This window comes from Egicoccus halophilus, assembly GCF_004300825.1.
Classification (GTDB): domain Bacteria; phylum Actinomycetota; class Nitriliruptoria; order Nitriliruptorales; family Nitriliruptoraceae; genus Egicoccus; species Egicoccus halophilus.
This window is the reverse complement of record NZ_CP036250.1, coordinates 2,770,516-2,788,345: the sequence shown is the minus strand read 5'-3', so window position 1 is coordinate 2,788,345 and position 17,830 is coordinate 2,770,516. Positions and strand designations below refer to the sequence as shown.

Here is a 17,830-nt window from a genome sequence, read left to right as displayed (position 1 = left end):
TCAGCTGGTCAGAGCAGGCGACTCATAATCCTTTCCGTGGGTCCTCGGCCACCTCGCGAGTTCGGCCCAAGCGCGTGAGAAATCTCACGAATCTGCGTGGCTAGCACCCCGTACGTGGCCAACCTCGGTTCGTGCGTGAACGTGCGTGACGGAGCGCCGTCGAGCGTGACCGCGGGTCCTGGTGGGTCCTGGGCGGGTCCTAGCTACCCTCCGCCTCCTGGGGCCGGTAGCTCAGCTGGTTAGAGCATGCGACTCATAATCGTTTGGCCGCGGGTTCGAGCCCCGCCCGGCCCACCCAGCCCTTGTCCACAGCTGTCGGGCAGCTCCTTCGCAGCCGCGTCAACCCCCGGGGTAGGGTCGCCGCGCTGCCGCGTCCTGCTCCCGAATCGTCAGCTACCCCGCTGCTGGAGGAAGTTCTCGTGCTCAACCTCAAGGACGATACGGACTACGTCGTCCATGCGGACAACGCCGAAGTGCTTCCGGCGTTGCCCGACGCCTCGTTCCAGCTGGTCTACATCGACCCTCCGTTCAACACGGGGAAGACGCAGCAGCGTCGCACGCTGAAGGCAACTCGGTCGGAGTCCGGCGAGCACGTGGGCTTTGGTGGGAATCGGTATGACATCTCGGAGTTGGCTCGGCGCGGCTATCTGGATGCGTACGATGACTACTTGTCCTTCATAGGTCCTCGACTTGAGGAAGCGCATCGCTTGTTGTCTCAGGATGGAACTCTCTACTTCCACATTGACTATCGGGAAGCGCACTACTGCAAGGTTCTTCTCGACAGCATCTTCGGTCGAGATGCATTCCTGAACGAAATCATCTGGGCCTACGACTACGGCGGGCGAGCCCGTGACCGGTGGCCGGCGAAGCACGACACAATCCTCGTATACGTGAAGAGCCCGAAGAATCACTACTTCGACCAAGAAGCCATCTCGCGCATTCCATACATGGCGCCGGGACTCGTCTCCAAGGAGAAGGCAGCAAGAGGAAAGCTCCCGACCGATGTCTGGTGGCACACCATCGTGCCGACGAACGGCTCGGAGAAAACCGGATACCCGAATCAGAAGCCCGAGGGCATTCTGCGACGGGTCATCCAGGCTTCAACGACGGCTGATGGGCGCGTTCTCGACTTCTTCGCGGGTAGCGGCACAACGGGCGCGGTCGCTCGCGAGCTGGGCCGACGCTTCGTCATGGTCGACTCGAATTCCGAAGCAGTCGAGGTGATGGGGCAGCGCTTGGGCTCGCGCGGCATCAGTTACGTCGACATCAACGGCGACGATGCCACGCCCTCCTCCGTCGAAGACGCCGAAGTGAGCCTTTTCTGACGGAAGCGCTACACGGCGACCGAGGCTGCGCTTGACTCCCCGGCCCACGTAACGTCGGCCTTGGAGTACTAGTGAGCCACGGGTTCCCGGAATCGTTCGCTGTCGCCAACGAGGATGCGAAACGCGAGATCATGGCTACGCGAACCGGCGCAGAGAAGTGGGTCGGTTCTCCCTTCGAGTGGATCATGTCGCTGCCTTCGCGGACACGCGGGAAGGCCGGGGAGGTCCTTGTCGAGAAGTGGTTGACGACCGTCGGACTCGCCGTAACTAGGCCGCAGAACTCCGGTCATGACCGGATTGTCAACGGGCGGAAGTTGGAGATCAAGTTCTCCACCCTGTGGGACAAGCAGAATACTTACGTATTCCAGCAACTTCGCGACCAGGACTACGAGTTCATCTTCCTCCTCGGTGCCAGCCCCAACGACGTCCACGCGTGGTGCCCACCGAAGGCGTTGGCCTTTGACCATGCAGTGCCTCAGCACGGCGGTAGTAAGGGAACTGACACCCGGTGGCTGACCTTCCCCGCGGTGTCGCCTCCCGACTGGCTTGAGCCGTACGGAGGAAGCCTTGATGACTGCGAGAGGGTCATCAAGGAGAGCTTCTAGGGGCGCCGCCGACGCCCGTAGCTGAGCATCGGGTACTTGGTCTCGAGCTTCTTGGTGTCGTAGGTCGGGCCGGCACGCTGCTGGATGCGGCTCCCGACCGGACCACCGGATGGGGCGTGCTTCGAGGGGTCTGTCCGGGTCGCCGGAGCGGCGTGCTCGGCGAGGAGGTAGGGGTGGCGCTCCGCCAGCGAGGCCATCGCCTCCGCCACTCCGACCGGCTCGCCGGCCTCGTCGGTCTCGATGGCGTCCCGGACCAGCGGGAGTACGACCTCGACGTCCGCGAAGGGGCTGTCTCGGCGAGCGGCGACCTCGCGCCGGACGGCTAGCTCGACCTGTGCGCTGCGGAGGTCGCTGTCGCGTTCCTCGACAGCGGCGGCGAGTTCGGAGGCGCGCTTGTCGGCCGCGACCATCCGTGCGTGGGTCCGTTCCAACTCTTCGGCCGGGACGAAGCCCTCCGGTGGCTCGTCCTGTTCCTCGTCGCCCTGCTCGGGTGGCGGCTCGTCGCCGGCTCCACCGGCGATGGCGTAGATGGGTCGTCCGCGGCGGGTGAGGCCGAGGACCGTCGCGCGCGCGGTGATGTTCGGGCTCGTTTACAGCGTCATCCCCTCAACTACCGCGACGAGCAGGGCACTGACGAGGAGGTACAGCGTCAGAACCGGGTAGCGCTTCACGGTTGCGCCCCAACGGGTTCGTCGACGAGCGCCCAGACGTAGGGCCATCTGCCTTCCTCCTCGAAGCCCTCGATGGGGCCCATCAGGCGCAGGTGGGAGCCGGCTCGATGCGCCAGGTTGTCGATACTGAGAGCGGCCTCGACGGTCGACGTCGACCACAGTTCGGCCATCCGGCTCGCGAGGCCGCGGTTGGAGGGGAAGCGACCGGAGGTGAGGACCGTCAAGCCGACCATCGTCTCGACGAACCGGAGCGGGTCGTGCTCTCGGTCCGGGTAGCGCAGGTCGGTCGTCTCGATGCTGCCGTCACGGCGGTAGGTGCGGGTGACGGTCCGGTAGATGTCCTCGGCCTTGCTCATGGGCGTTCCTCCTCGATGTCCACGACGAGGCGGAGCGTCGAGCGTCCATCCCGGTCGAGTGCGGCTTGCTCCAACAGGTCGAGTCGGTCGGCGGCCTCGTGCTCGGTCAGCTCGTAGGTCGACATGAGGTAGGCGGTCGCGTCGAATCGGTCGGGCCAGTCGCCGCGCTCGCGCTGGTAGTCGAGGAGCGCCATCGAGGTCGCGGCGACCTGGAGTGAACGGACGTCGTCCCGGCCCTCGGCGAACCGCCAGAACTGGAGCCGGTCGGCGATGACCTCGCTCACGTCCGAATCGACCGCGAGCGTCCCATCCTCCGCTACGAGCACGTCGCCTCGGTCGAGTGCCGCTCGGATGCGCGAGTCCGCATTGGCCAGCTCGACGGTCTCCCACTCGGCGAGCCTTGCGCGCGCGGAGGCCACGGTCGGAGCGCGGCCATCGCTGGCGAGGGAGTACACGACTTCGGCGGCCAACGTGTCGGTCGGGCCGCCGATGCGCTCCTCGAATGCTTAGTCGATGGAGGCGAGCGGGAGGGGTGACATCGTGGCCTCCTAGAAGGTGAACGCAGGCATCAGCTTGGGGTAGCGCCGGAACACACCGTCGAGCCACGCGTCCGGGTCGTCCTCGACCGTCTCGACGCCGTCCAGCTCGCGGACGGTCTCGGAGTAGGCGTTGTCGACTTGGGTGCGGCGGGCTTCGAGGGCTTGGAGCTGCTCGGCGTAGTCCGCAGCAGAGATCAACCCACCAGCGCCCTCGGCTTCGAGCGCGTCGAGTTCGTCCCGCACTTGGCAGGCCTCAACGAGCAGCGTCGCTCGGCGCTCCTCGACGGTCGCGAGGTTCGAGGCGAGGAAGTTGTCGGCGTACCGGCGAGCCTGCCGCTGGGCGGTCTTCAGCTCGTCCTCCAGTCGTCGGTACATCTCGGGGTTGAGGGATGGGGCCAGGTCGGCGAGGGCTTGGCGCGCCTCGGTGAGCGTTCGGTTCGGCATGGTCTACCTCCGGGACGGGACGCGGCTTCGTCGTCGCTCGTCGCGACGTCGCTCGCGTTCCTCAAGGTCCGCCAGCCGGTCCTCGGCACGGAGCCGAGCCAACGCGGCCTCTCGTCGAGCACCGTCGACAGCGGTCAGCCGTCGCCCGCACTTGGTCAGTCTTCGCGCCCATCGTTCTCCTCGCTGTTGAGCCCGCGCTCGATGAGGGTTCGGACGAGCGCCGAGAGGGTTGTGTCGCGCTGCTGAGCGACGGTCTCCAGTCGCTCCCGGAGGCTCGGCCGAACCTGCACACGTAGCTCCGACGTGAGGATTGCTCGCGGTCCCACCACGCTCTCCTCAGCCTCGGCGCGGACTCTTTCTCCGACCGTACGCCCTCCTGCCACTTGCCGTAAACAGGCCCATCTCTTGCGAATCTTGAGGCTTTGGCGTGACAGCGCGTGCCGACGCGGGACGCTTCCCTTTGGTGCGGCGGCGCGCTACCGTCGCGTCACGCCTACCGCACGAGGTTAGCGCTTCACCGGCTCGTCGAGCCGGTCCCGCACTCGCGGAGTCGCGTTCGCGGCAACCCATAGACCAGAGATCAGACGTCCTGAATCCCTGCTCTGTGGAGAGGCCCGAACGTGCCAGACGACGAAGCCAAGAACCCCGACCCGCTACTGAACTCGGCCGACGCGGCGGCCTACCTCGGCGTGACTGAGGCGTGGGTCCGTCGAGCCCGCTGCAACAAGAAGCTCGATTGCGTGAAGGTCGGGCACCACACCCGCTACCGCCGCAGCGTCCTCGACGCATTCATCGAAGCCAACACCGACGTCGCGGGCTCGCGATGACGGCCAACAGCAAGCCCCCTCGCAAGCGAGGGGGCCAGCCAAGCTCTGCCCGAGCTAACGGTCGCCGACTCGTTGCCGTCCCGGACGACGAGGACGAGCAGGCTTGGGACGAGTTCGACGATGACGCGGCCGTCTACCCGTATGTGGATGCGGCGGGTGAGCTGCTGTTCGAGGTCGTCCGAGAGCCTGACAAGCGGTTCCGTCAGCGACGCCCGGATGGGAAGGGCGGTTCGGTCTGGAAGCTCGGGGACGTCGAGCGTGTCGCGTATCGGCTGCCACGGGTACTTGAAGCCGTCGCCAACGGGGAGCGCATCCACGTCTGCGAGGGCGAGAAGGACGTTGGGGCACTGGAGGAGGCCGGCGAGGTGGCGACGTGCAACCCCGGCGGCGCTGGGAAGAACCTCGCAACGCTCGATGTGCTCCGCGGCGCGGCGGAGGTCTGGGTCTGGCAAGACCGCGACGATGTCGGCCGTTCCCATGCCGCCAAGGTCGTAGCGAGGCTGGCCGATCACGTCGCCTCCATCCGCGTCGTCGAGGCAGCACAAGGCAAGGACGCGGCGGACCACCTCGCGGCTGGGTACGGAGTCGAGGGCGCGGTCGAGGTCAAGGTCAAGGCTCAACCCGAAGCGTCGCCGTACGAGTCCCCGGACCGAAGGCTCCAGGCCGTGGTCGGGGCGCTCAAGGCGCAGCAGACCGACGTCCACCAGTGGGAAGCGCGCTGTCCAGGCCACGACGACCGCAACCCATCCCTCTCCATCACGCTGGGCGAGGACGGCTACCCGAAGCTCCACTGCCACGCCGGTTGCACCGAGGACGACGGATGGCCTGGCTTCCGCACGCTGCTGTTGGAGACCGTGGGCGTCCCTTCGTGGGCACTCGGCAAGGCCGACGAGGACGCCGTCGAGGTCGAGCTCAAGCGGTTGCTCGGCGAGCTTGACGAAGCCGACCGGGACCACATCGGTCGGATGCTCACCAAGGAGCAGCTTCACGCGCTCGAACCGCCGGACTGGCTCGTCGACGGCTACCTGCCGCGCGTCGGCGTGGCAGTCCTCTACGGCCAACCCGGAATCGGCAAGACCCTCGAACTCATCGCCATCAGCGAGTCGGTCGCTCGCGGTGCTGCCTGGCATGGGCGACCGACGCGGCAGGGCGCGGTTGTGTTCTACGAAGGGGAAGGGCTCGCGGAGTTCGGACCTCGCATCCGTGCCTACGAGGCCAAGCATGCTCACGATGGCGACGAAGCGCCGATGCTGTTCGACGCCGAGGGCATCGACTTGACCTCGTTGCCGTCGCTAGCTGCGACGGTCAGGACCGTTCGCAGGCTCGCCAAGGACTCCCCGTACCCGGTTCGGCTGCTCGTGGTTGAGCCGCTCATCGAGAACATGAGCGGCGACGAGAACGCCGAGGGGATGGACGCGGCCAGCCGCGGCCTACGCGCATTGGCGCGGGCACTCGACCTCTGTGTGCTCGTCGGCCACCACACGAACGCCTCCGGTGAGCGAGCCCGAGGCAACGACAAGCTCCGCGCGCGGGTCCATTCGATGTTCCGGATGGAGCCGCTGGGGACGGCCTCGAACGCTCGCGCCATCGTTGCCGAGAAGCAGAGGAACGGTCCGCTCTTGGCGCTGGAGGTACTGATGGTCGAGGCGGCCGGGTCGGTCGTCTTCCAACACGTCCGCGAGGTCAGTTCAGACGAGTTCGTGAGCCAACGAGACGAGCGCCGCGAGCAGGCGCAGCAGATGAAGCGTGCTGCTCGCAAGGAGGCCGACCGGTCGAAGGCGCGCGAGCTGCTGTCCGCGGCGATCACCGACAACCCCGGCGCCAGCCAGAAGAAGGTCGTGTCGGCATGCAAGAGCAAGGGCATCGGGACGGGCGCGCTCGAGGATGAGCTGGAGGCCATGCGACAGGACGGAGCTGTCCGAGTGGAGACCGGCCCGGGAACGATGAAGAGGCACTTCCCGACGGTGCGGGAGCGGGCGGCGATGACGGTGGCTAGGCGAACGCAGATGCCCGACCCGCCCGACCCCGGGTCGACCCCGGGTCGGGGCCGTCGCCCACGACGAAGAACTTCCAACCTGAGTTGAGGAGAAGGCTGATTGGACCTCCCCCCTGCAGCCGGACACCCTGGATGACAGGATGTCCGCATGGGACACGACAACGAACGACGACAACCAAGACCGCGCCGCAAGTTCTCCGACGAGTTCAAGCGCGACGCGGTCGACCTGGTGCTCACGACCGGCCGCCCGGTCGCGGAGGTCGCCGCGGAGCTGGGGGTGTATGACTCCACGCTGGGCAACTGGGTGCGTCGCCACCAGGATGAACAGGTCGCCGGCAGCGGCATCGCACCTGACGAGCGCGCCAGGTTGAAGGAGCTCGAGGCGGAGAACGCCAAGCTTCGGATGGAGCGTGATTTGCTCAAACGAACCGTGGCCTTCTGGGTGAAGGAGTCACCGCAGTGACGCGCTATCGCTGCGTGGCCGCCCGGAAGGCCGAAGGGTTCACGTCAACGCTGCCTGCGCCGCCGCCGGTGTGTCGCGATCGGCGTTCTATGCCTGGCTCGAGCGCGGCGAGGGGCCGACCGAGGCGGAGTGGGACGAAGCGCGGCTGATCAACGAGATCCGTGATCTGCACGCCGCCTCGGACGGGACCTACGGCGAGCCGCGCATGACGGCGGAGCTCGTCGAGAAGGGGTGGGTGCTCAACCGCAAGCGCACCGCCCGGCTGATGCGCCAGGAACGGCTGCAGGGCCATCGTCCCCGGCGTCGTCGGTCGTTGACCAAAGCGGATGAGGCCGCGCCGGCGATCGAGGATCTGGTCGGCCGTAGGTTCCAGCCGCAACTGCTCGACACCGTCTGGGCCGGTGACATCACCTACGTCCGCACCGGTCAGGGATGGCTGTACCTGGCCACCGTGATCGACTGGCATCCCGGCGGCTGATCGGCTGGTCCATGGGTGACCGCCACGACGCGACGCTGGTCGTCGATGCGCTCGAGATGGCGGTCGCCGCCCGTGGGCGACGCAAGATGGACGGCACGATCTTTCATCACGACCGCGGCTCGGAGTACACCTCCGAGACGTTTCGAACCGCGTGCCGCGACCTGGGTGTCACCCAGTCGTGCGGGCGGACCGGCTCGTGCCTCGATAACGCGGTTGCTGAGAGCTTCTTCGCGACGTTGAAGGTTGAGCTCATCCACCGGCTGCACCTACCGACCCGAGCCGCCGCCCGCCGGGCGATCTTTGTCTGGGTCCATCGCTACAACCATCGACGGCGGCACTCCACGATCGGGATGATCCCGCCAGCCCTCTACGAACAGCACCAACGGCAGACCCAGTCGCTACCGTCGACGGTGGCCGCATATGCCGGTGTCCGGCCCGCGGGGGGAAGTCCAGATGACCGGAGGGGAATGCTGATGGCGAGTGGCGGGAAGCGAATCCATGTGGGCGGCGTCAACGCCGCCATCTTGAAGGGGGAGGAGGACGTGGGGGAGTGGGACGAGGAGGAGCTGTGGCGGGGGAGGCGGCGAGACACGGCGGGGACGTTCCGCGGCCGGCCGCCGACCGTCGTCCCCTTCGAGGTCCACCAGGAGTTGAACCGACGGAAGCTCGACGAGGCGCTGGAGGTCTGTCGGTCCTCGGTCGTCGACGCCGTGAAGCTCTGGCAGGAGTTGGTCGCGGACCACGAGGCCGACATGAAGTACCGGCTGGAGGCCGCGCGGCAGATTGCGGACCGGGTCCTCGGCAAGCCGGTCGACCGGACGCAAGTCGAGGTCTCCCTCCGCCCTGAGCCGTGGCGCGAGGCCATCGAGGTCGCCGTTGTCGGGTCGATGGCCGACGTCATCGACGTCGAGCCGGAGGACGACTGGCCGGAGTGGGACGAGGCCGAGTGAGCCTCCCCGTGGCTCCGTCTCACACCTCGCGCGAGATCACGGCTCGCCGGTACCTCGGGGTCCGCGGGGAGGCTCCGTGGCTTAGGTGTGAGCCTCGCCGCTCGGTGGAAAGCGTTCTCAGAACCCGTACGGGAATCCTCCGTTTCGCCTAAGCTTCGTCAGGTGGTTGCGGATGCAACGACCGGGACGGAGCAGAGATGAACACGGGAACCGACCGGACGCGAAACCACGACGCCGAGCTACGAGTAGAAGCTGAACGCGAAGCCATTGAGGCCGAACTTGGCCGATTCGAGGTCGCGGTTGACGAGGAAGGCCGCTGCGTCCTGACCGCGACGGAGACGGGTTGGCAGTTCGAGGCGCGCTTCGCGACGCCTCACGCGGACGCCAGCCTCATCATCGAGGAGGTGGACGCATGAACGCTCTCGACCTCTGCAACTGCTGCGACGTCGAGCCCGTCCGACCGGGCTCGGCCGCCGGGTACTGCGAAGGCTGCGAGCGTGCGGCTCGCACTGGCTCGCCCTGCTGGCACGAGGAGGTGGCCTCGTGAGGGTCCTTGGCTACCCGCGTGTCTCGACCGACGAGCAGGCCCGCTCCGGGCTCGGCCTCGTCGCCCAGCGCGCCTCCATCGAAGCTGAAGCCGCTCGACGTGGCTGGACCGTCGACTACGCCACCGACGATGGCATCTCGGGCTCGGTCCCTCCCGCGGACCGACCGGCGCTCGGCGCGACCCTCGACCGCCTCGACCGCGGTGACGTCCTCATCGCGGCCAAGCTCGACCGCATCGGCCGTTCCGCGCTCGACGTCCTCGCGCTCGCCGCTCGGGCCGACGAGGAGGGATGGGACCTGGTCGTGCTCGACCTTGGCCTCGACACCTCGACCCCGGTCGGGCGGTTCGTCCTCACGATGCTGGCCGGGGTGGCTGAGCTTGAGCGAGGGCTCATCGCGGCTCGGACCCGCGACGCGCTCGCAGCCGCGAAGGCGCGCGGGACCCGGCTCGGTCGCCCCGTCGAGACACCCGAGACCATCCGCCTCACCATCGCCCACCTCCGACGCGAGGGGTGGTCGCTCCGAGCCATCGCCGACCACCTGACCGCCGAGGGCGTCCCGACCGCCCGCGGTGGCGCTCGGTGGTATCCGGCCAGCGTCTCTGGCGTCCTCCGGTCGCTCGCGCTCGACGCCGAGGCCGAGACGGCGCGGGAGGTCGCGTGATGCCGGAGACGAGGGTGCCGAGAACATCTGGCGCCGGGACCTCGCGGGAGGCCGGACCGCCTACAAGGTCCGGTACCGCGACGAGCGAGGGGAGCGGCGCAGCAAGAGCTTCGAGCGCTTCGAGGATGCGCGTCGGTTCCTGACCGAGACCCGCGCCTCGGTCCAGCGAGGGGAGTGGGTCGACCCGCGGATGGCGGAGACGACGCTCAAGGAGTTCGGGGACCGTTGGCTCGACGCGAAGCGACGGCTCAAGCCGAAGACGCGGGACGGGTACCTCGTGCTGCTGCGAGCCCGCATCTACCCAGCCTTCGGCGATCATCCCCTCGGTCGCATCGACCGGCTCTCGGTGGAGCGTTGGGTGGGCGGGATGGTCGAGGAGGGCTTGTCCCCGACGCACATCCGACACTGCGCCCGACTCCTCCGCGCCATCCTCGACGCGGCCGTCGATGACCGGTACCTCACGCGGAACCCGGCGGTCCGGGTCGAGCTACCGAAGATGGTCCGGCCGGAACACCGCTTCCTCGACGCGAGCGAGGTCGCCCGGCTGGCGGAGGCGATGCGACCGGAGCACCGGGCGCTGGTCCTCGTGATGGCCTACGGCGGGCTCCGGTACGGCGAGGCCGCCGCGCTCCGCTGCCGACACGTCGACTTCCTCCGCCGACGCATCCTCGTGACCGACGCGATGGCGAACGTGTCCGGGCGGGTCATCTTCCACGACACGAAGACCGGCAGGGGACGGACGGTCTCGCTGCCCTCCTTCGTGGTCGAGGAGCTGGCCGCTCACTACGAACGGTCCGGGCTGGGCTCCGACCCCGACGCGCTCGTCTTCGTGGCTCCGATGGGCGGTCCGCTCATCTACGGCAACTTCCGGCGCAACTCCTGGAACCCCGCGAGGAAGCTCGCCGGGCTCGACGACGTCACCCCGCACCACCTCCGACACTCATGCGCCAGCATCCTCCGAGCGATGGGCGCGGACGCGAAGGCCATCCAGAGCCAGCTCGGGCACAGCTCCATCCAGGTCACGCTCGACGTCTACACCCACCTGTTCGAAGGCGACCTCGACGACGTCATGGGGAAGCTCGACACCGCCCACCGGGAGGTAGGCGGTGCCGAGCTTCGAGAGGTGAAGTAGGAGTAGCCTGCGAAGAGGCGTAGCACTCGCCATAGGCCAAGGTTGCTTGGCGGTTCGCGAAAGCCGCGAGTGCTACGCCTCCTCTTCGCATCGGGCCTACTCCTGGGGCGAGCCCGCCATCAGCGCCGGCTGCTCCTCCATCACGAGGCTCTGGAGGTAGGCGGTCAGCCGCTTCACATCGGGACCCGTGAGCCCCTTCGTGGGCAGGTAGAGCTGAGCCTGCACCCCGCCTTGGAGCGGGAAGGGGTAGCGCGTCAGACCTTCGGGCACCTGCTCGTCACGGCCGCCCATCTCCGGCTCAGTCACCTTCGACTGCTGCTGGGCCTGGGTCTCGCTCTCCTTCTTCTTGTCGGCCTTGCCCGACCGCGGAGCCCTCGTGTTGGTCCGGAGGGACTGTGCCCAGGCGGTCTGGTCCTTGTTGAAGAGCGTGTAGCTCTCGATGGCCTTCGTGAAGCGGCCCTCGTAGGTCTCCATGCTCTTGGGCGTGACGTCGAACTTCGCCTTGTTGCGGAACCGGAGGAAGAGGTCGGCCTCGTCCAGGTCCTTCACGGACTGGCTGGGCCACTCCTCGCCGTACACGTACTCGAAGACGCGCTTGACCGCGCTGCCTCGCGCGGCGGCCGTGGACGCGTTCATCCGGCCTTCCTTCCCGGCCCACTCGTGGAAGTCCACGACGTGGCCGGCGGACCACTCCTCGAACTCGCTGTTCATCGCGTCGCTCCTTGTGGCTGACGCTCACCGCCACCCTGGCGGCACCTGAGTTGACCACATGGTTCTGTCGTCCGCCACAGACGAATTCGCTCAGCACACCTCGCGAGCTAGCGTCGAGTCGCGCTAGACAGGAAAGATTCTTCGCCTAAGCACACCGCAAAGCTGTAACTACGCCGCTAGCGGGAATCTAGGTTCCCATCTCGTCAAGACGCCTTGACGCCTAGGGGTGTGCGCTGGCGAGACCAAGAGCGCGCGCCTTCCGAACACAGCGCCACGATTCGAGGCCCGTCGGGAGGTCGCAGGGACCCACCCGGGACCCAGGCCACTTCCCCGAACCCGAAAGCGACCAGGGCCGACGTGAGACGGCCTACTCGTCTCATAATCGTTTGGTCGCGGGTTCGAGCCCCGCCCGGCCCACGCGCGCTCATCGCGTCTCGCGTTCTGTCGATCGGACGCGCCTTGTGGTCACAACGGGCTGCCCCTATGCTGCGCTCATAATTTGTTGCCGCGCCATACTAATAGGGAGCGGACCGGCTCGGGAGGCCGGTCCTCGCGGCGACAGGGGAGCTTCGCCATGCGTAGAACACGTACTCCGAGACGTTCGACCGTCGCGCTGTCGCTCGCGGCGGCACTCGCGGCGACGGCCCTGGCACCCACCGCCGGGCTCGCCGACGACACCGCCCGACCCGCCAGCGCGACCGACACCCTGCGCGGGGTCGCGCCGCTCGACCTCGAGGTCGGGGTCGCGGTCGCCGGGGGCGGCCACCACCTCGAGATGCCCTACCCGGACCCGTTCCCCAACGACGTGGTCTACCGGTCGCACCTGGCCCGCGAGTTCAGCTCGTTGACGCCCGAGAACCACCTCAAGTGGGAGTTCGTCCATCCGGAACAGGGGACCTACAACCTCGCTCCCGCCGAGGCGATCGTCGAGTTCGCCGAGGCCAACGGCCAGGTCGTGCGCGGCCACACGCTGCTGTGGCACAGCCAGAACCCGCTGTGGCTCGAGGAGGGCGACTTCACGCCCGACGAGCTGCGCGGGATCCTGCGCGAGCACATCCTCACCGTCGTGGGGCACTTCGCGGGCCGCATCCAGCAGTGGGACGTGGCCAACGAGATCTTCACCGGCGAGGGCGAGTTCCGCGAGGAGAACATCTGGATCCGCAACCTCGGTCCCGGCATCATCGCCGACGCGTTCCGCTGGGCGCACGAGGCCGACCCGGACGCGCTGCTGTTCTTCAACGACTACAGCGTCGAGTCCATCAACGCCAAGAGCACGGCCTACTACGAGCTCGCCCAGCAGCTGCTCGACGAGGGCGTCCCGGTCGACGGCTTCGGGGCGCAGGGGCACCTCGGCATCCAGTGGGGCTTCCCCGGTGACCTGCAGGCGAACCTGGAGCGCTTCGACGCGCTCGGCCTCGAGACGGCCATCACCGAGGTCGACGTCCGCATGGTGCTCGACGACACCGGTCGCCCGACGCCGGCACAACTGGCCCGTCAGGCCGACGACTACCGGCGCACGCTGCAGGCGTGTCTGAACGTGGAGGGCTGCCGTTCCTACACCATCTGGGGTTGGTCGGACCGCTACTCGTGGGTCCCGGTGTTCTTCCCCGACCAGGGCGCCGCGACGGTGACCTTCGAGGACTTCAGCCGCAAGCCGGCCTACTACGCCCTGCACCGCACGCTGCTCGACAGCCTGCCGGGCTATCCCGACGTCCCGGCCGGTGCGCACGAAGCCAACATCCGTGCGCTCAGCCGCGACGGGATCGTGGCCGGGTTCCGGGACGGCACGTTCCGTCCGGCGTCCTCGCTCACGCGTGGACAGTTGGCGACGCTTCTCGCCCAGGCAGCGGGGCTCGACACGACCGGTACCACCACCCGGTTCACCGACGTGGCCGGCACCCAGCACGAGGGTGCCATCGCGGCACTGGTCGCCGCCGGCGTCGTCGACGGGTACCGCGACCACACCTTCCGTCCGGGCGCGACGATCAACCGAGCGCAGCTGGCGACCATGCTGGCGAACTGGCTCGAGCTCGACGACGTCGACACGGGTCCGTTCACGGACCTGACGCCGACCCACGCGGGGGCCATCAACGCCCTGTACGGCGCGAACGTCGTCTTCGGCACCACCGCGACCACCTTCTCGCCGAACCAGCCGGTTCGTCGCGACCAGGCGGCGTCGCTGGTGAGTCGGGCACGCGTGCTCACCGACTGAGTCCGGGGGTCCCGGCACCCGGCGGGCGGGCCGGGGGAGCGTCCACGGACGCGTCCCCGGCCCGTTGCCGTGCGGTCAGCCCCGGTGCGGTCCGCTCCGCATCACGCGGCGTAGCGTGCGCGGGGAACGTCGCCACCGCAGCTGCCGCTTCGTCCAGGAGGACGCATGGACCCCGTCGTCGCCGCCCTCGCCCTGCTCGTGATGCTCGTCGGCCTGGTCGGCGTGGTCGTCCCGGTCCTGCCGGGCCTGCTGCTGGTGTGGCTCGCCGGTGCGGGCAGTGCCCTGCTGGTCGCCACCGACACCGCGGGGTGGACGATCGCGGCCATCCTCACCGTGCTGTTCGCCATCGGCACCGGGGCCACGATCTGGTTGCCGGCGCGCTCCGGACGCCGCGGCGGCGTGCCGATGCGCTCGCTCGGACTGGCCGCGCTCGGCGCCGTCGTCGGGTTCTTCGTCATCCCCGTGCTGGGGTTCCTGATCGGCGCCGCGGCCGGGCTGCTGGTGGCCGAGTTCCAGCGACTGGGGGACTGGGAACCGGCATGGCGCTCGGTCGGGTCGGTCGTACGCGCCTACGGCATCGGTGTGGTCGTGGAGCTCGTCGTCGGACTCACCATGATCGCGGTGTGGGGCGTGGCGGCGTTCGTGCGCTGACGCGTCACCCGGCGGTCAACGCCCGGAGGTCAGCACGTCCTCGAGGCGCTGGAGCGAGACCTCGTTGCGCTGCCGGATCGACGGTCCGAGGACGAACGACGGGAGGAAGCGTCCGGGGCCGGAGATCGGGAACTCCACCATGCGCACACGCGTGCCGCCGGGGACCTCCTCGAGGTGCAGCTCCACCGTCGCGCGGCCCAGCGGGCGACCACGGGCCTCCAGTACGAGCTGCTCGTCGGGGACCATCGTCACGACACTGGTCGAGTCCTTCAGCCGCAACGGGAACGCCCCGACCACGTGGTGGAAGGTCGATCCCTCCTGCGGCCAGTCACCCTCGACCGCGCGGATGCGCTGGGCACCGACGACCCAACGCGGATAGTTCTCCGGGCGCGACAGCGCCTCGAACACGGCGTCGCGTGACGCGGGGATGATGCGAACGACCTCGGGCACGGACCGGCCTTTGTGTGCGGGAGCGTGCACGGTGCCCGGTCGGCGGGCCGCCGGGACGCGGCCGTTCGGGTGCCGCGGCGTCCGGACGGCCCGGCACCGCCGCCGTCCGGCCACCTCGGCCGGGTGCCCTCTCAGCCCATGTGGGGGTAGCGCGGGTCCACCGGGGACACCCACGTCTCCTTGATGACCCGCGGTGACACCCACCGCTGCAGGTTGAGCACCGACCCAGCCTTGTCGTTGGTGCCCGAGCGGCGCGCGCCACCGAACGGCTGGCGTCCGACGATCGACCCGGTCGGCTTGTCGTTGACGTAGAAGTTGCCGGCGGTGTCGCGCAGCGCGTCGGTCGCCCGGGCCACCGCCCGCCGGTCGTCGGCGAAGATCGACCCGGTCAGCGCGTACGGGGCCGCCTGGTCCACCTCGCCGAGCACGGTGTCGAAGTCGGCGTCGTCGTAGACGTGCACGGTGAGGATCGGGCCGAACAACTCCTCGGTCATCGTGCTGGCGCGCGGGTCGTCGGTGACCAGCACCGTGGGCGGCACGAACCACCCGTCGGCGTCGTCGGGGTCGCCACCGACGAGGACCTCGGCGCCGGCGTGTGCCGCCTGGTCGATGGCGTCGCGGTGGCGGGCCCACGCGCGCCCGTCGATCACCGCCCCCATGAACGTCGACAGGTCCTCGCCGACGTCGCCCATCGTCAGCGACGAGGCGAGGTCGGCCAGCGGATCGCGGACGTGCTGCCAGACCGAGCGCGGCACGTAGGCCCGCGACGCGGCCGAGCACTTCTGCCCCTGGTACTCGAACGCTCCGCGTCCGAGCGCGACGACCAGTCGGTCGACGTCCGCCGACGGGTGCGCCACCACGAAGTCCTTGCCGCCCGACTCGCCGACGATGCGGGGGAAGGCACGGAACCGGTCGATGTTCTCCCCGACCTTGCGGAACAGCCCCGAGAGCACCGCCGCGGAGCCGGTGAAGTGCAGCCCGCCGAGGTGCGGTGACGCGGTGGCGACGTCGACGGCCTGCGCGCCGTCACCGTGCACGAGGTTGATCACCCCGTCGGGCAGACCGGCGGCCTGCAGCAGGCGCATCAGGTGGTGTGCCGACAGTGCCTGCTTCTCCGAGGGCTTCCACACCACCGTGTTGCCCATCAGCGCCGGTGCGGTGGGCAGGTTGCCGGCGATGGCGGTGAAGTTGAACGGTGTGACGGCCAGCACGAAGCCTTCGAGCGGCCGGTGGTCGGTGCGGTTCCACTCCCCGGCGACCGACTGTGGCTGCTCGTCGTACACGCGCTGGGCGAAGGCGACGTTGAACCGCAGGAAGTCGATCAGCTCGCACGCGGCGTCGATCTCGGCCTGCAGCACCGACTTCGACTGGTGGAGGACCGTGGCGGCGTTGAGGGTGTCGCGCCACGGTCCGGCGAGCAGCTCGGCCGCGCGCAGGAAGATGGCGCAGCGATGCTCGAATGGCGTCCGCGACCAGTCGTGCTTGGCGGCCAGGGCCGCCTCGATGGCCTGCTGCACCTCGTCGCGGCCCGCCGCGTGCACGTCGGCGAGCTCGAGGTCGTGACGGTGCGGTGCGCGGGCCACGAACGTGTCGCCGGTGGTGACGTCGCGCCCGTCGATGACGTTGGGCGCCTCGACGCGTTCGCCGCTCATGGTGCGCAGGCGCTGTTCGAGCGAGGCGCGCTCCGGGCTGCTGGGGGCGTAGTCCCGTACGGGTTCGTTGACGGGTTCGGGGACGCGGAAGCGGCCGTCGCTCATGACTGGTCTCCACTCGTCAAGGCACGTAGGAAGAACGCGAGGTTGGCCGGCCGTTCCGCGAGCCGGCGCACGACGTAGGGGAACCACTCGGTCCCGTAGGGAACGTAGACACACAGCCGGTAGCCGTCGCCCACCAACGTTCGCTGCAGGTCGTCGCGGACGCCGTAGAGCATCTGGAACTCGTAGCTGTCCCGTGCGCGTCCGAGCACCGCGGCCTCGCGCTTGATGGCGGCCACCAGCCGGTGGTCGTGGGTCGCGAAGCGGGGGTAGGTGGCCTCGCGCAGCAGGTAGCGGGCGGCCTCGAGATAGGCCCGGTCGACCTCGACCCGACGCTGCCAGGCGACGTGAGCGGGTTCGGCGTAGGCCCCCTTGCACAACCGGATGCCGGCCCCGAGGCGGGTGAGACGACGTACGTCCTCGGGCGTGCGATGCAGGGCCGACTGCAGGGCGCAGCCGACGTTGGTCGCCCCGTCGGCATGGGCCTGCTCGACCAGGCGGACCGTCGCCTCGGTGACCGTGTGGTCCTCCATGTCCAGGGTCACGTGCGCGTCCGCCTCGGCGGCGCGGGCGGCGAGGTCGGCCACCCGGGCCTTGCAACCCGGCCGATCGAGCAGCAGGCCGAGCTGGGTCGGCTTGACGCTGATGCCGGCCGGCAGCTGTTCCTCGGCGCTGCGCGCGAGCAGATCGCGGTAGGCGCCGGCGGCCGCGTCGGCGTCCTGCTCGTCGGTGACGTACTCACCCACGTGGTCGAGCGTCAGCGTCGCCCCGACGGCGGCGAGTTCGGTGGCGGCCCGGAGACCGTCCTCGAGCGTGTCGCCGGCGACGAACCGGTCGACGAGCGGACGCACGAGCGGACTGGTCGCGGCCAGCTCGGCGAGCCGGGGGTCACCGGCCGCGCGCGAGAGCAACCATCGCAGCATGGGGTCTCCTGGTGCCGGTCGGATTCGGTGCCGTCCGGATGCAAGCAGGCCGCGGGACACCGGACGCGGCCGTGCGATGGTCACGCACGCGGTGGCCGACGCTCGCCCGACCGTGCGGCCGCTCGTCCGCGGCC

General features: G+C 68.9%; 20 protein-coding genes and 1 tRNA gene. 13 read left to right on the top strand and 8 right to left on the bottom strand.

All coding sequences use genetic code 11. The annotated features are described in order from the left end of the window. Positions 1 to 220 precede the first annotated feature (220 nt). The 3 genes from ELR47_RS12520 to ELR47_RS12510 all read left to right on the top strand — a co-directional run bounded on the left by ELR47_RS12520 (position 221) and on the right by ELR47_RS12510 (position 1,930). Positions 221 to 294, top strand: a tRNA-Ile gene (locus ELR47_RS12520). A 125-nt stretch (positions 295 to 419) separates the two neighbouring features. Then, on the top strand, positions 420 to 1,325 hold the full coding sequence (locus tag ELR47_RS12515; RefSeq protein WP_188584443.1) for a DNA-methyltransferase: 906 nt from the start codon (positions 420 to 422) through the stop codon (positions 1,323 to 1,325). 71 nt (positions 1,326 to 1,396) lie between these two features. Further along, complete coding sequence (locus ELR47_RS12510) at positions 1,397 to 1,930, top strand: hypothetical protein (RefSeq protein WP_130650203.1); 534 nt, start codon at positions 1,397 to 1,399, stop codon at positions 1,928 to 1,930. Here ELR47_RS12510 and ELR47_RS12505 read toward each other — a convergent pair. The 4 genes from ELR47_RS12505 to ELR47_RS12490 form a co-directional block, all read right to left on the bottom strand. Continuing rightward, the gene (locus tag ELR47_RS12505) at positions 1,927 to 2,340 is read right to left on the bottom strand and encodes a hypothetical protein (RefSeq protein ID WP_130650202.1); all 414 of its coding nucleotides are present in this window, start codon (positions 2,338 to 2,340) and stop codon (positions 1,927 to 1,929) included. The genes ELR47_RS12510 and ELR47_RS12505 overlap by 4 nt on opposite strands. 257 nt (positions 2,341 to 2,597) lie before the next feature. Further along, positions 2,598 to 2,957 carry a hypothetical protein gene (locus ELR47_RS12500; RefSeq protein WP_130650201.1) on the bottom strand — a complete coding sequence of 120 codons (360 nt, stop codon included), beginning with the start codon at positions 2,955 to 2,957 and terminating at the stop codon, positions 2,598 to 2,600. Continuing rightward, the gene (locus tag ELR47_RS12495) at positions 2,954 to 3,241 is read right to left on the bottom strand and encodes a hypothetical protein (protein ID WP_130650200.1); all 288 of its coding nucleotides are present in this window, start codon (positions 3,239 to 3,241) and stop codon (positions 2,954 to 2,956) included. The genes ELR47_RS12500 and ELR47_RS12495 overlap by 4 nt, the downstream gene beginning before the upstream one ends. 264 nt (positions 3,242 to 3,505) lie before the next feature. Further along, on the bottom strand, positions 3,506 to 3,940 hold the full coding sequence (locus ELR47_RS12490; protein ID WP_130650199.1) for a hypothetical protein: 435 nt from the start codon (positions 3,938 to 3,940) through the stop codon (positions 3,506 to 3,508). Between the two features lie 620 nt (positions 3,941 to 4,560). Between ELR47_RS12490 and ELR47_RS12485 the strand changes: the two genes are divergently transcribed. The 8 genes from ELR47_RS12485 (at position 4,561) to ELR47_RS12450 (ending at position 10,995) form a co-directional block, all read left to right on the top strand. Then, a complete protein-coding gene (locus tag ELR47_RS12485) occupies positions 4,561 to 4,767 on the top strand; it encodes a helix-turn-helix domain-containing protein (protein WP_165404048.1) in 207 nt (68 codons plus the stop codon). Further along, a complete protein-coding gene (locus tag ELR47_RS12480) occupies positions 4,764 to 6,851 on the top strand; it encodes an AAA family ATPase (protein WP_130650197.1) in 2,088 nt (695 codons plus the stop codon). Before ELR47_RS12485 ends, ELR47_RS12480 begins: the two co-directional genes overlap by 4 nt. A gap of 60 nt (positions 6,852 to 6,911) precedes the next feature. Beyond that, positions 6,912 to 7,226, top strand: a complete 315-nt coding sequence (locus ELR47_RS12475; RefSeq protein WP_130650196.1) for a transposase — start codon at positions 6,912 to 6,914, stop codon at positions 7,224 to 7,226. A 70-nt stretch (positions 7,227 to 7,296) separates the two neighbouring features. Next, entirely contained in the window at positions 7,297 to 7,704 is a 408-nt protein-coding gene (locus tag ELR47_RS12470) for an IS3 family transposase (protein ID WP_165404047.1), read from the top strand. An 11-nt stretch (positions 7,705 to 7,715) separates the two neighbouring features. Beyond that, positions 7,716 to 8,654, top strand: a complete 939-nt coding sequence (locus ELR47_RS12465) for an integrase core domain-containing protein (RefSeq protein ID WP_165404046.1) — start codon at positions 7,716 to 7,718, stop codon at positions 8,652 to 8,654. Between the two features lie 197 nt (positions 8,655 to 8,851). Then, positions 8,852 to 9,070, top strand: coding sequence for a hypothetical protein (locus tag ELR47_RS12460; protein ID WP_130650193.1), 219 nt, complete (start codon positions 8,852 to 8,854; stop codon positions 9,068 to 9,070). Between the two features lie 127 nt (positions 9,071 to 9,197). Beyond that, a complete protein-coding gene (locus ELR47_RS12455; RefSeq protein ID WP_205745238.1) occupies positions 9,198 to 9,863 on the top strand; it encodes a recombinase family protein in 666 nt (221 codons plus the stop codon). Between the two features lie 190 nt (positions 9,864 to 10,053). Beyond that, positions 10,054 to 10,995 (top strand): tyrosine-type recombinase/integrase, encoded by a 942-nt coding sequence (locus ELR47_RS12450; protein WP_130650191.1) that lies wholly within the window; start codon positions 10,054 to 10,056, stop codon positions 10,993 to 10,995. A gap of 96 nt (positions 10,996 to 11,091) precedes the next feature. On the opposite strand, the gene ELR47_RS12445 is transcribed toward ELR47_RS12450, so the two are convergent. Beyond that, positions 11,092 to 11,706, bottom strand: coding sequence for a hypothetical protein (locus ELR47_RS12445; RefSeq protein WP_130650190.1), 615 nt, complete (start codon positions 11,704 to 11,706; stop codon positions 11,092 to 11,094). Positions 11,707 to 12,280: 574 nt separating this feature from the next. Here ELR47_RS12445 and ELR47_RS12440 point away from each other — a divergent pair. Together ELR47_RS12440 and ELR47_RS12435 are read left to right on the top strand one after the other, a co-directional pair. Next, positions 12,281 to 13,918 carry an endo-1,4-beta-xylanase gene (locus ELR47_RS12440; protein WP_130650189.1) on the top strand — a complete coding sequence of 546 codons (1,638 nt, stop codon included), beginning with the start codon at positions 12,281 to 12,283 and terminating at the stop codon, positions 13,916 to 13,918. Positions 13,919 to 14,083: 165 nt separating this feature from the next. Further along, positions 14,084 to 14,569, top strand: a complete 486-nt coding sequence (locus tag ELR47_RS12435) for a DUF456 domain-containing protein (RefSeq protein ID WP_130650188.1) — start codon at positions 14,084 to 14,086, stop codon at positions 14,567 to 14,569. A gap of 15 nt (positions 14,570 to 14,584) precedes the next feature. Here ELR47_RS12435 and ELR47_RS12430 read toward each other — a convergent pair whose 3' ends face one another. From ELR47_RS12430 to ELR47_RS12420, 3 genes are all read right to left on the bottom strand, one after another. Then, complete coding sequence (locus tag ELR47_RS12430) at positions 14,585 to 15,019, bottom strand: SRPBCC family protein (protein WP_130650187.1); 435 nt, start codon at positions 15,017 to 15,019, stop codon at positions 14,585 to 14,587. A gap of 131 nt (positions 15,020 to 15,150) precedes the next feature. Beyond that, the gene (gene pruA, locus ELR47_RS12425) at positions 15,151 to 16,776 is read right to left on the bottom strand and encodes an L-glutamate gamma-semialdehyde dehydrogenase (protein WP_130650186.1); all 1,626 of its coding nucleotides are present in this window, start codon (positions 16,774 to 16,776) and stop codon (positions 15,151 to 15,153) included. Then, the gene (locus ELR47_RS12420) at positions 16,773 to 17,696 is read right to left on the bottom strand and encodes a proline dehydrogenase family protein (protein ID WP_130650185.1); all 924 of its coding nucleotides are present in this window, start codon (positions 17,694 to 17,696) and stop codon (positions 16,773 to 16,775) included. The genes pruA and ELR47_RS12420 overlap by 4 nt, the downstream gene beginning before the upstream one ends. Positions 17,697 to 17,830 lie beyond the last annotated feature (134 nt).

Coding starts and splice junctions, on each gene's coding strand:
- ELR47_RS12505 (WP_130650202.1), bottom strand. CDS start 2,340: ATGGTCGCGGCCGACAAGCGCGCCTCCGAACTCGCCGCCGCTGTCGAG.
- ELR47_RS12500 (WP_130650201.1), bottom strand. CDS start 2,957: ATGAGCAAGGCCGAGGACATCTACCGGACCGTCACCCGCACCTACCGC.
- ELR47_RS12490 (WP_130650199.1), bottom strand. CDS start 3,940: ATGCCGAACCGAACGCTCACCGAGGCGCGCCAAGCCCTCGCCGACCTG.
- ELR47_RS12480 (WP_130650197.1), top strand. CDS start 4,764: ATGACGGCCAACAGCAAGCCCCCTCGCAAGCGAGGGGGCCAGCCAAGC.
- ELR47_RS12475 (WP_130650196.1), top strand. CDS start 6,912: ATGGGACACGACAACGAACGACGACAACCAAGACCGCGCCGCAAGTTC.
- ELR47_RS12465 (WP_165404046.1), top strand. CDS start 7,716: ATGGGTGACCGCCACGACGCGACGCTGGTCGTCGATGCGCTCGAGATG.
- ELR47_RS12460 (WP_130650193.1), top strand. CDS start 8,852: ATGAACACGGGAACCGACCGGACGCGAAACCACGACGCCGAGCTACGA.
- ELR47_RS12450 (WP_130650191.1), top strand. CDS start 10,054: ATGGCGGAGACGACGCTCAAGGAGTTCGGGGACCGTTGGCTCGACGCG.
- ELR47_RS12445 (WP_130650190.1), bottom strand. CDS start 11,706: ATGAACAGCGAGTTCGAGGAGTGGTCCGCCGGCCACGTCGTGGACTTC.
- ELR47_RS12440 (WP_130650189.1), top strand. CDS start 12,281: ATGCGTAGAACACGTACTCCGAGACGTTCGACCGTCGCGCTGTCGCTC.
- ELR47_RS12435 (WP_130650188.1), top strand. CDS start 14,084: ATGGACCCCGTCGTCGCCGCCCTCGCCCTGCTCGTGATGCTCGTCGGC.
- pruA (WP_130650186.1), bottom strand. CDS start 16,776: ATGAGCGACGGCCGCTTCCGCGTCCCCGAACCCGTCAACGAACCCGTA.
- ELR47_RS12420 (WP_130650185.1), bottom strand. CDS start 17,696: ATGCTGCGATGGTTGCTCTCGCGCGCGGCCGGTGACCCCCGGCTCGCC.